Source organism: Burkholderia pseudomultivorans (assembly GCF_902499075.1).
Classification (GTDB): domain Bacteria; phylum Pseudomonadota; class Gammaproteobacteria; order Burkholderiales; family Burkholderiaceae; genus Burkholderia; species Burkholderia pseudomultivorans.
In genome coordinates, this window is the sequence record NZ_CABVPP010000049.1 from 48,538 (window position 1) to 59,689 (window position 11,152).

Consider the following 11,152-nt stretch of genomic DNA (forward strand, 5'->3'; position numbering starts at 1 on the left):
GTCAGCCTGTGTCAGGCTGTATCAGCCCGCGACACCGGTAATCAGCAGCAGGTTGGTGCCCGTGATGACGACGAACAGCGCCCACGCGACTGCGCGCGTGCCGCGGTCGATCGCGTGTTCGCCCATCGTCGCGCGATCGCCGACCGAGCGGATCAGCGGCCACATCGCGAACGGCAGCTGCAGGCTCAGCAGCACCTGGCTCCAGACCAGCAGCTGTCCGACCGAATTGTCGCCGAGCCACAGCACGCCGATCAGCGCGGGCACCAGCGCAAGGCCGCGCGTGATCAGCCGGCGCTGATAGCACGGGATCTTCATGTGCAGGAAGCCGTCCATGATCACCTGGCCCGCGATCGTGCCCGTCAGCGTCGAGCTTTGCCCGGATGCGAGCAGTGCGACGCCGAACAGCAGCGCGGCCGCGCCGCCCGCGATCGGCGTAATCAGCTGGTAGGCCTGCTCGATGTCGGTGACGTGGGTCTGCCCGGTCGCATGGAAGGCCGCGGCCGCGACGACCAGGATCGCCGCGTTGACGAGCATCGCGACGAACAGCGACACGCAGGTGTCGATGCGCACGACGGCAAGCGTGTCGCGAATCGCGCCGCGCGCGCCGCCGACCACGCGCCGCGTCTGCACGACCGACGAATGCAGATACAGGTTGTGCGGCATGATCGTCGCGCCGACGATGCCGAGCGCGAGCACGATCGCGTCCTTGCGGTCGTGCCCCGGATCGCCGGGCACGAGCCCTCTTGCCACCGCATGCCAGTCGGGCGGCGTGATCGCGACCTGCGCGACGAAGCAGAACGCCATCGTCGCGATCAGCCCGAGCACGATCGCCTCGATCTGCCGGAAGCCCTTGCCCTGCAACCCGAGCACGACCACCGTGTCGAGCGCGGTCAGCACGATGCCCCACGCGAGCGGCACGCCGAGCAGCAGCTTGAACGCGAGCGCGCAGCCGAGCACTTCCGCGATGTCGCACGCGATGATCGACACCTCGGCCGTCACCCATTGAACCGCACGCCCGAACGGGCCGTAGCGGTCGTAGCTGGCCTGCGCGAGATCCTTGCCGGCGACGAGGCCGAGCCGCGCGGCGAGCATCTGCAGGAAGATCGCCGCGAGGCTCGAGAACGCGACGACCCACAGCAGCGCATAGCCGAACTGCGAGCCGGCCTGGATATCGGTCGCCCAGTTGCCGGGGTCCATGTAGCCGATCGCGACCAGCAGGCCCGGCCCGAAGAAGCGCTTGAGCTTCAGCCAGCGCGGCGCGCCAGCGTCGATCGTGATGCTGCCCTTTACTTCCGACGGACAGAACGGGGCTGTGGCGGTAGAGGGGAGGAAGCGCATGGAAGCCGGGAGTCGAAATCGCGATAGGCCGATTTTACGGGTATCCGTCCCGTTTTCTCCCGCGTGCCGCGGCGCGGCCGTTCGGCGTCGTGCGCGTGCGCTGCCGGCTCGCCTGCGCCGTCCGGCGATGCGCCGCCGTTGGCGAGGATCTTTTCCCGCTCGGCCATGCGAAATTCGGTCGGCGACATCAGCAGGCGCTGGCGGAACAGCTTCGCCAGCCGCTCGCCGCTGCCGAAACCGGTGCGGCGCGCGACCTTGTCGGCCGGCAGCATCGTATGGACCAGCATGTGGCACGCGCGCTCGAGCCGCACATGCTGCACGAACTCGGTCGGCGTCACGCCGATCTCGTTCTTGAAGCGCCGCAGGAAATTGCGCTCGCTCATCGCGACCGCCTGCGCGACGTCCACGACCGAGATGCGGTTCACGCTCTGCGCGCGCAGACGCTGCGCCGCCGTCCGGATCGACGGGCTCGCGCTCAGTTCGCGGAACGCCCACATCGACTGCGCATAGCGCTGCTCGACCGGCCGCAGCAGGTTGCAGGCGATCTCCTGCGCGGCGCTGTCGCCGAGGTCGACGCGGAACATGTCGAGCGCGGCGGCGAACACGTCGGTCTCGACCGCCTGCAGTTCGGTCGCGGCCGCCTGCAGTTCGGTCGCGGCCGCCGCGCGACGCCGTCCGGCCGGCCGCGCGGGCGTCGCCGATGCGTGCTGCGCCGCCGCCAGCGCCGGCAGGTCCATCGCATCGACGATCGAGCGCGCGCGTTCGCGCACCTCGGCCAGCCGGCGGCGCAGCGCGTCGCTCCAGTTGACCGCGGCACACTCGCCGTGCAGATGAAAGAACGCGAGCACGCGCCTGGCGTGTTCGTCGTTAAGCGCTTCGGTCGCGATCCGCACGCCGGACGACGATTGCAGCAGCCCGCCGCTTTCGGAGACGTACTTCAGTTGATAACCCGCACCGAACGCGTGCAGGCGATTCGCCAGATTGAAAGCCTCGCCGAGACACGCGGCCTGGGTCAACGAAAACCCCGTGCTCAAATAGACAACGACCCACCGCTGATCTGCTGCATCCACGTGCCAAGCCCCCGCTCGTTCCGACTTCTTTTATTGCCATCGAGCTGTCTGGCTTGTATTGGATTTTGAATTCAGGCGACAGGACGGCTATCTCGAAATATGAAGCGACGGCATCTTAGCCGAACGGGTCGCGCGCGGGGCGCGAATTGGCCGACTCGGACAGCATGATGGCGGATTACTACAGGTTGTCGCAGGCCGCTGGTATGCCGCTGCTGAATTCCCGCGGCGCGGGTCGCATGCACCGCATCGCCGCCGCGCTTCGTTGCACGTTGCATACGCGATGTCGATCGAAACGGTATGCTGACGGCTCCGCACGTCGCAGCCGCGCTGCGGCGCCCGCTTTCCCTCCCACGGAGATTCGCGATGCCGCCGATCCATGCCACCGCCGTCCTCGATGCCGATGCACCCGACTATGTAGTTCGCCTGCAGGCCGGCTCGCATGCGCTGACCGGCGACGAAGCCGAGCGCGAAGGCGGCCGCGATGCCGGGCCGGCGCCGTACGAGTTCGTGCTGGCCGGCCTCGCGCAGTGCACCGCCGCGACGCTGCGCATGTACATGCAGCGCAAGTCGTGGCCGGCCGTGCGCATCGACGTGCGCACCGAGCTGCATGCGGATCGCGAAGGCCTGCAGTACGTGCGGCGCATCGTCACGCTCGACGGCGCGCTCGACGATGCGCAGCGCGCGCGTCTCGCGGAAATCTGCGAGAAGACGCCCGTCACGCTGTTCATCAAGCGCGGCACGCGAATCGAGACGACGCTGAAGTGACGTGCACCGCGCGGCGTGCGGCGCGCGAACGCAACCGCGCCGCAAACGCCGCCGGCGTCACCGGCGATCGACGAAATGCACAACGGGCGGGCCCGCGCATCGCGCGGCCCGCCCGTTCGTGATTGACTGCGTATCCTGCGCTTACAGCCCGAGCGCGGACAGATCCAGCTTGCCGCCCTTCATCGGCGGGCACCAGAAATACGCGCCCGTCAGCGGCCGCGTGAAACGGAACAGGCCGTCGACGATCCCGTCGTCCGCGCCGCTCATCCGGCGCATCTGCACGTCGAACGCGCGGAACGAATTGCCGAACGCGACGAAGTAGAGGCCCGCGCGGCGCGCGTCGGACCACGGCGACGAACGGCGCAGCATGAATGCTTCGGGCTCGAAACTTTCCTGCGCGGTGCGCTTCACGTGCGCGGATTCGGGCGCGTCGTCGAGTTCCTCGTTGTCCGACCGGCGGCGGCCGACGATGTTGTCCATGTCGGCGGACGCGATGCGCTCCATCCGGTCGAAGTCGTGCAGCCACTGCTGGACCGCGACGAAGCTCGCGCCGTCGAGCCCCGCGCCCTGCCCCGCGACGATCGCGGCGGCCACCGCATCGTCGCCGGTCGGGTTCTCGGTGCCGTCCTCGTAGCCGGACAGGTCGCGATCGTTCGAATAACGGAACCCGTCGACGGCATCCTGCAGCGTGAATGCGGGCGCGAGCGCGCGTTCGATCGCCCGCGCGCGCAGCACGATCTCGCCGCGATCGTCGGCGCGCAGCCAGACCCACACGTCGGCCGGCGTCGCCGGCAGCACGCGGTCCTTCACCGCGAACGCCGGATAGTCGGTCAGGCCCGGAATCCGACGGTCGAGGTGCAGCGCCAGCGAATGCCCGAAACCGACGACCGTGTCGCGCCCGTCGACGATCTCGCGCAGCGCGGCCAGCGCCGCCGCCACGTCGCCGTCGTTCGAAATCGTGAAGGTCAGGTATCGGGCCGCCGTGTCGATCGGGGCCAGGATGCCTTGCTGAACGTCGCTCATCGTTTCCTCAGGAATGGTTCGTGGTGAAGCAAGAAGGGCCGAAACCCTGAATACTAACCGTATCGACGCCGCAACGCCGCATTCGTCGGACGTTGCGGCGGATCGGACACTGCTGATAGAATCCTTGCACGTCTTTTCGACGTCCTTTCAAACCGTTCACTTCAGGGAGGTGCAGATGTTCCGAATGCCAGCAGCCTTCCCGAACGTGGTCCCACGGCACAGCTGATCCAGCCTGCCGTCTGCGCCGGCTCCCGGATGTTTCACTAACCGCCGGCCCGCGCATTTTCCCGACAGCCCGTTTTCGTTCCGCCGCGCGTCATCCGTGCGGTTCCGGCTGTTGCGTTTGTTCTCCGAACCGGAAAGTCCCGTCGCGCGATGCGCCGGGCAACGATACATGACCCAGAAAACCACCCGTCCGGGCGGCCAGGCGTTCCGCGCCGTCTTCGGCTTCACGTTCCGCTACTGGCGCAGGCAGCCGCTGCGCATCGTCACGGTCGCGTCGCTCGCGCTGCTCGCCGCCGTCGCCGACGTGCTCACGCCGCTGTTCGCCGGCCGCCTCGTCGACGCGCTGTCGAGCGGCGTGGTCGACCGCGCCGCCGCATGGCATGCGGCGATCGTCGCATTCGGTACGCTGGCCGCGCTCGGCATCGGCGCGACGCTGCTGCGGCAAGGCGTCTACCTGAACATCATCGCGCTCACGCTGAAGATGATGAGCGAGATCGCCGCCGCGTCGTTCCACCGCGTGCAGCGCTTCTCGACCGACTGGCACGCGAACAGCTTCGCAGGCTCGACCGTGCGCAAGATCACGCGCGGGATCTGGGCGCTCGACCTGCTGAACGACACGGTGCTGATCGCGCTGCTGCCGTCGGTGACGATGCTGGTCGGCGCGACCGTGCTGCTCGGCACGCACTGGCCGGTGATGGGGCTCGTCGTCGGCGCGGGCTCGCTGCTGTACATCTCGGTGACGGTCGCCGTGTCGCTCGGCATCGTCGCGCCGGCCGCGCGGCTCGGCAACCTGTGGGACACGCGGATGGGCGGCGCGCTCGCCGACGCGGTGAGCTGCAACGCGGTCGTCAAGGCGTTCGGCGCGGAAATGCGCGAGGAAGCGCGGCTGTCGCGCGTGATCGGCAAGTGGCGGCAGCGCACGCGCCGCACCTGGGTGCGCGGCACGCTCAACGGCGGGCTGCAGGGCGCGATGCTCGTCGCGATGCAGGCGGCGATGATCGGCGTCGCGCTGCGGCTGTGGGCGAACGACGAGGCGAGCGTCGGCGACATCGCGTTCTCGCTGACGATGTTCTTCATGCTGCAGGGCTACCTGCGCGATGTCGGAATGCATATCCGCAACCTGCAGCGCTCGGTCAACGACATGGAGGAACTCGTCGCGCTGGAGCGCCAGCCGCTCGGCATCGACGATCGTCCCGGCGCGCCCGCGATCCGCATCGGCGAAGGCGAGATCCGCTTCGAGCACGTGACGTTCCGCTACGGCAACCATCCGGTGCCGCTGTACGACGACTTCTCGATGCGCATCGCGCCGGGCGAGCGCGTGGGCCTCGTCGGCCATTCGGGCTCCGGCAAGACCACGTTCATCAAGCTGATCCAGCGCCTGTACGACGTGTCGGGCGGCCGCATCACGATCGACGGGCAGGACATCGCACGGGTGCGGCAGGATTCGCTGCGCAGCCAGATCGCGATCGTCCAGCAGGAGCCCGTGCTGTTCCATCGCACGCTAGCGGAGAACATCGCGTATGCGCGTCCGGATGCGAGCCGCGCCGACATCGAGCGCGCCGCGCGGCTCGCCAGCGCGCACGACTTCATCGCGGCGCTGCCGGACGGTTACGACACGCTGGTCGGCGAGCGCGGGATCAAGCTGTCGGGCGGCGAACGCCAGCGCGTCGCGATCGCGCGCGCGTTCCTCGCCGACGCGCCGATCCTGATCCTCGACGAAGCGACGTCGAGCCTCGACAGCGAAAGCGAGGTGCTGATCCAGCAGGCGATGGAGCGGCTGATGGTCGGACGCACGACGCTGGTGGTCGCCCATCGGCTGTCGACCGTGCGCGCGCTCGATCGCCTGCTGGTGCTCGATCGCGGCAAGGTGATCGAGGAAGGCAACCACGATGCGCTGATCCGCATCGACGGCGGCGTGTACCGGCGCCTGTTCGAGCGGCAGGCGCTGGAGCTGGCGAAGGGGCTGATCGACACGCCGCGCCGTACGGCCGACGACTCGGCCGACGATTCGGCCGGCCCGCTCGGCGAGCCGGCGCAGGTGTGACGACGCACGGCCCGGCGGTGGCGTTTGCAGCCGCCGGCGCCGACCGGATCGTCGTCGGCAACGAGGCCGTGCAGTGCGCACGGCCTTTTTTTCGCCTGCCGGGCCGGATCGGATGCAGACGCCATCCGCATGCCCGGAGAACGGATGACCGAGGGGATCTAGCCGCGCGACGCGCAGCGCGTCACGCGCGAAATCAGCTGAGGCGCGATCCGGTCGAGCGGCAGGATCGCCGACGCCGCGCCGATCGCGGCGGCCGCCTTCGGCATCCCGTAGACGGCGCTGGTCGCCTCGTCCTGCGCGATCGTGTAGCAGCCCTTCGCGCGCATCGCCTTCAGCCCGAGCGCGCCGTCGCGGCCCATTCCCGTCAGCAGCACGCCGAGCGCGTCGCCCTGCCAGCCGTCGGCGACGCTGTTGAAGAACACGTCGATCGACGGCCGGTACGGCGTGTCGGCCGGATGGCGCGTATAGCCGAGCACGCCGCGCGGCGACAGGTACAGGTGATCGTTGGTCGCCGCGAGCAGCACCTCGCCCGCGCGCGGCACGTAGCCCTGCCGCGCGACGCGCACCGGCAGCCGCGTATAGCCGTCGAGCCACTCGGCCATGCCGAGCGCGAACGCCTGGTCGACGTGCTGGACGATCACGATCGCGGCCGGGAAATCGGCCGGCAGCACGCGCAGCAGCGCGGTCAGTGCGGTCGGCCCGCCCGCCGACGCGCCGATCGCGACGAGCGTCGGCTGGCCCGGCGCGGGCGTCGGCCCCGGCGGCACAAGCGCCGCCGTGCGGCTTTCGAGCAGGCGGCCGATCTGGTCGATCTTCGCGAGCAGCGGCTGCGGCGACGCATCGCTCGCGAGGCCGAGCGCGAGCGTCGGCGTATCGACCGCGTCGAGCGCGCCCGCGCCCATCGCCTCGTACACCGACGACGTGTTCGCGCTGACGCTCGCGGTCACGATCAGGATCGCGCACGGCGCGCGCGCCATGATCGCGCGCGTCGCGGCCACGCCGTCGACCTTCGGCATCACCAGATCCATCAGCACGAGGTCCGGCGGCTGCGCGACGCAGAAATCCACGGCCTCGTCGCCGTCGGTCGCCACCCACAGCACGCGATGGTCGGGCCGCAGCGCGATCACGCGCCGCAGCGCCTCGACCGCCAGCGGCAGATCGTTGACGATGCCGATGTTCATCCGCGCGCGTCTCCGATCAGGTCGTGCACCGCATCGAGCAGCGCCTCGTCGTGGAAGCTGCTCTTCGCGAGGTAGTAGTCGGCGCCGGCGTCGAGCCCGCGGCGGCGATCCTCGTCGCGATCCTTGTACGATACGATCATCACCGGCACGCGCTGCAGCATCGGATCGTTCTTGATCAGCGTGACGAGCTCGATGCCGTCCATGCGCGGCATGTCGACGTCGGTGACGACGAGGTCGAACGCGTCGCTGCGCACCGCGTTCCAGCCGTCCATCCCGTCGACCGCGACGGTCACGTCGTAGCCGCGCTTTTCCAGCAGCTTGCGCTCGAGTTCGCGCACCGTCAGCGAATCGTCGACGACCAGCACGCGGCGGCGGCGGTCGGCCAGCGCGAGCTGCGGGTTGTGCATCAGCTTCGCGAGCTGGCCGCCGCGCACCAGCTTGTCGACCGAGCGGATCAGGTCCTCGACGTCGACGATCAGCACCGGATCGCCGTTTTCGAGCAGCGCGCCGGCCGCGATGTTCTGGATCTTGTGCAGGCGGCTGTCGAGCGGCTGCACGACCAGCATCCGTTCGCCGAGGAACCGGTCGACCGCGACGCCGTACAGCTCGGGCTCGCCGCCGACCACCACGACCGCCGTGCTCGCGCGCGCCGCATCGGGCTCGCCCGCGTCGAGCAGCTGGTGCGCGGCGACGAGGCCCGCACGCCGGCCGTCGAACGGAAAATGCGGCTGCCCTTCGAGCACGTCGATGTCGTCGAGCGCGAGTTCGAGCGTGCGGCGCACGTGCGCGAGCGGAAACGCATACGGCTCGCCGCCGACCTCGACCAGCAGGCTGCGGATCACCGACAGCGTGAGCGGCAGCTGCAGCACGAAGCGCATCCCCGCGCCCGGTTCGTTGAAGATCCGCACCGCGCCGCGCACGCCGCGCACCATCTCCTGTACGGCATCGAGGCCGACGCCGCGGCCCGACACGTCGGTGACCGCGTCGCGCATCGAGAAGCCCGGCAGCAGCAGGAATTCGAGCAGTTCCGGATCGGACAGCCGCGCGGCCGTCTCGTCGTCGGTCAGGCGCTGGCGCACGACGGCCGCGCGCAGCGCGTCCATGTCGACGCCCGGGCCGTCGTCGATCACGCTGACCAGCAGCGAGCCCGCGCTGTGACGCGCTTCCAGCGTCACGCTCGCCTCGACCGGCTTGCCGCGCGCGCGCCGCGCGTCGGGCGAATCGACGCCGTGATCGATCGCATTGCGCAGCAGATGGCCGAGCGGCGCGTCGAGCAGGTCGAGGATGTCGCGGTCGACCTGCGTGCCCTCGCCGACGATCGAGAAGCGCACCTGCTTGCCGAGCGAGCGCGCGAGATCGCGAACGATGCGCGGATACGCGCGCGTCGCGTCGCCGAACGGCCGCATCCGGCATTGCAGCGCCTCGTCGTACAGCTGCTCGGCGATATGCGTGCTGCGCCGCTCGAAGCGGTCGAACTCGTCCATCCGCTCGGCGAACGAGCGCTGCAGGTCGTTCAGCATGTGCCGCACTTCGTTCATCGACGCGAGCACGCCCGCGTCGAGATCGTCGGTGAACTGCTCGTACACCAGGTCCAGCGCGCGCGCGGCGTCGCGCTGCGCGCGCTTCACGCGCAGCATCGATTCGGCGAACGGCTTGAGCCAGCGCGATTCGACCAGCGATTCGCCCGACAGGCTCAGCAGCCGGTTCAGCGTGTCCGCGCGCACGCGGCGCATCGCGCCCGCGCCGGCCGCACGGCCGGCCTGGACCGGATCGGGAATCGCGCCCGACACGGCCAGCGGCGGCATCGGTGCGCCCGCGCCGACGGACTCGTTCGCGGCGCCGTCGTGCTCGCGGTACGGCACGACGGGCGGCGGCTGCGACGGTGGCGACGACGGCGGCGCCGCCGCCTGCATCTGCATCGTCTGCGCGCCGTCGGCGCCCTTCAGCGCGGCCGCGAACGCGTCGATCTCGGCCGGCGACACGGGCTGCGCCTGCGGATCGGCCACCCGCACCAGCAGGTCGACGCCGGCCAGCAGCACGTCGACGTGCGCGGCCGTCAGCGCGATCGTGCCGGCCTGCGCGGCGACGAAGCACTCCTCCATGCGCCCGGCGATATCGACGCCGAGCGGCACGCCGACGATGCGCGCGGCGCCCTTCAGCGAATGCGCGGCGCGCATGCACGCTTCCAGCGCGACGGAATCGGGTTCGCCGGATTCGAGCGCGAGCAGGCGCTCGGACAGCGCCTGCGTCTGCGTGCGCGTTTCCTCGCGATACAGCTCGAGCAGCGACAGATGGCTCAGGTCGTCGTCGCCGCTCATCGCATGCTCCGTGTCACCGCGTCGAACAGGCGGTCGTCGTCCAGCAGGCCCACCGACTTGCCGCGCCACGACAGCACGCCGCGCGACAGGCCCGCACTCGCGCGCCCGACCGTCGCGGGCACCGGCACCCAGTCGGAGGCGCCGAAGCGCAGCACGCCCTCGACTTCGTCGACCGGGAACACGACCGGCTCGCCATGATGCGCGGCGACCAGCAGCCGCGTGAACCGGCTGTCGTCGCGGCCGCGCGTGCCGCTGCCAGCGCGCCCGCCGCTGCCGCCGTCACCGCCGGCATCGAGGCCGAGCAGCGCGCCGATCGAGATCGCGATGCGCAGCGTGCCGCGAATATTGACCACGCCGCGCACGGCCGAATGACGGCGATGCGGCAGCGAATGAATCGGGCGCGTGCCGGCGATCTCGCGCAGCACGCCGATCGGCAGCGCGAGCCATTCGTCGGCGACGCGAAACGCCAGCGCCGCATGGCGCGTGTCGCCGTCGGCCGCGTGCGCCGGGTCGAAGCCGCTCATCCGGCGCGCGGCCTCGGCCATCTCGGCGGCGCCGAGCGGCCGTTCGAGCAGCTTCGCCGCGTGATACGCGTAGACCGGACAGTTCAGGCAGCGCAGGCAGTCGGCCAGCCGCTCGCACGAGCGGTCGCCGCGCGTGCCGATCCGGTTCCAGCAATCGTCGACGTCGATCGTCGTGTCGTCAGGCGCAACGGCGTCGCGGTTCATGTGTTCCTCTGGTCATCCCGATGTTGGCCCCCACCCGTATTCATGTTTATCCCGCCGAGCGCCGCGCACGCTCGAGCAGCCATTGTGCGCCGGCGCGATCGCCGCCGACGTCGAGCAGCGTCGCAAGATGCGTCAGCGCCTCGTGGTGCGTGGGCCGCAGATACAGCGCCTTGCGATAGAAGTCGCCGGCTTCCGCGGCGCGCCCGCGCGCGTCGGCGATCAGCCCGTTCAGGTAGAACGCGTCGGCATGCGGCCCGACGCGCGCCGAGAACTGCGCGAGCACGCGCTCGGCCTCGTCGAACGCGCCCGCGTTCGCGAGCGCCTGCGCATGCTCGAGCGTCGGCGCGACGACGTCGGCGACCGGCTCGGCCGTGTCCGCCGGCAGCACGGCCGGCGTGCGGTCGAATGCCGTCGGCAGCACGGGCGGCGCCGGGAACGGCGACGGCGTGTCGGCGCGCCA

8 protein-coding genes and 1 pseudogene are annotated in these 11,152 nt (G+C 70.2%); 2 read left to right on the forward strand and 7 right to left on the reverse strand.

Translation table 11 applies throughout. The features are described from left to right. Positions 1 to 21: 21 nt before the first annotated feature. Both BST28156_RS25890 and BST28156_RS25895 read right to left on the reverse strand, forming a co-directional pair. A complete protein-coding gene (locus BST28156_RS25890; protein ID WP_174903712.1) occupies positions 22 to 1,338 on the reverse strand; it encodes an Nramp family divalent metal transporter in 1,317 nt (438 codons plus the stop codon). Further along, positions 1,287 to 2,354, reverse strand: coding sequence for a helix-turn-helix domain-containing protein (locus tag BST28156_RS25895; RefSeq protein ID WP_174903713.1), 1,068 nt, complete (start codon positions 2,352 to 2,354; stop codon positions 1,287 to 1,289). Before BST28156_RS25895 ends, BST28156_RS25890 begins: the two co-directional genes overlap by 52 nt. A gap of 417 nt (positions 2,355 to 2,771) precedes the next feature. On the opposite strand from BST28156_RS25895, the gene BST28156_RS25900 reads away from it, so the two are divergent. Beyond that, a complete protein-coding gene (locus tag BST28156_RS25900) occupies positions 2,772 to 3,173 on the forward strand; it encodes an OsmC family protein (RefSeq protein ID WP_060245783.1) in 402 nt (133 codons plus the stop codon). A gap of 141 nt (positions 3,174 to 3,314) precedes the next feature. On the opposite strand, the gene BST28156_RS25905 is transcribed toward BST28156_RS25900, so the two are convergent. Next, the gene (locus BST28156_RS25905) at positions 3,315 to 4,196 is read right to left on the reverse strand and encodes a Dyp-type peroxidase (RefSeq protein ID WP_060245782.1); all 882 of its coding nucleotides are present in this window, start codon (positions 4,194 to 4,196) and stop codon (positions 3,315 to 3,317) included. A 394-nt stretch (positions 4,197 to 4,590) separates the two neighbouring features. Between BST28156_RS25905 and BST28156_RS25910 the strand changes: the two genes are divergently transcribed. Continuing rightward, positions 4,591 to 6,465: an ABC transporter ATP-binding protein gene (locus BST28156_RS25910; RefSeq protein ID WP_174903714.1), complete on the forward strand. Its 1,875-nt coding sequence runs from the start codon at positions 4,591 to 4,593 to the stop codon at positions 6,463 to 6,465. 158 nt (positions 6,466 to 6,623) lie between these two features. Here BST28156_RS25910 and BST28156_RS25915 read toward each other — a convergent pair whose 3' ends face one another. The 4 genes and pseudogenes from BST28156_RS25915 to BST28156_RS25930 all read right to left on the reverse strand — a co-directional run. Beyond that, positions 6,624 to 7,646: a chemotaxis response regulator protein-glutamate methylesterase gene (locus BST28156_RS25915; protein ID WP_174903715.1), complete on the reverse strand. Its 1,023-nt coding sequence runs from the start codon at positions 7,644 to 7,646 to the stop codon at positions 6,624 to 6,626. Beyond that, positions 7,643 to 9,964: a hybrid sensor histidine kinase/response regulator gene (locus BST28156_RS25920; RefSeq protein WP_060245779.1), complete on the reverse strand. Its 2,322-nt coding sequence runs from the start codon at positions 9,962 to 9,964 to the stop codon at positions 7,643 to 7,645. The genes BST28156_RS25915 and BST28156_RS25920 overlap by 4 nt, the downstream gene beginning before the upstream one ends. Further along, positions 9,961 to 10,692 (reverse strand): chemotaxis protein CheW, encoded by a 732-nt coding sequence (locus tag BST28156_RS25925; RefSeq protein ID WP_060245778.1) that lies wholly within the window; start codon positions 10,690 to 10,692, stop codon positions 9,961 to 9,963. Before BST28156_RS25925 ends, BST28156_RS25920 begins: the two co-directional genes overlap by 4 nt. Positions 10,693 to 10,738: 46 nt before the next feature. Continuing rightward, positions 10,739 to 11,152: pseudogene (locus BST28156_RS25930) on the reverse strand (CheR family methyltransferase); the annotation flags it as partial.

Coding starts and splice junctions, on each gene's coding strand:
- BST28156_RS25890 (WP_174903712.1), bottom strand. CDS start 1,338: ATGCGCTTCCTCCCCTCTACCGCCACAGCCCCGTTCTGTCCGTCGGAA.
- BST28156_RS25900 (WP_060245783.1), top strand. CDS start 2,772: ATGCCGCCGATCCATGCCACCGCCGTCCTCGATGCCGATGCACCCGAC.
- BST28156_RS25905 (WP_060245782.1), bottom strand. CDS start 4,196: ATGAGCGACGTTCAGCAAGGCATCCTGGCCCCGATCGACACGGCGGCC.
- BST28156_RS25910 (WP_174903714.1), top strand. CDS start 4,591: ATGACCCAGAAAACCACCCGTCCGGGCGGCCAGGCGTTCCGCGCCGTC.
- BST28156_RS25915 (WP_174903715.1), bottom strand. CDS start 7,646: ATGAACATCGGCATCGTCAACGATCTGCCGCTGGCGGTCGAGGCGCTG.
- BST28156_RS25920 (WP_060245779.1), bottom strand. CDS start 9,964: ATGAGCGGCGACGACGACCTGAGCCATCTGTCGCTGCTCGAGCTGTAT.
- BST28156_RS25925 (WP_060245778.1), bottom strand. CDS start 10,692: ATGAACCGCGACGCCGTTGCGCCTGACGACACGACGATCGACGTCGAC.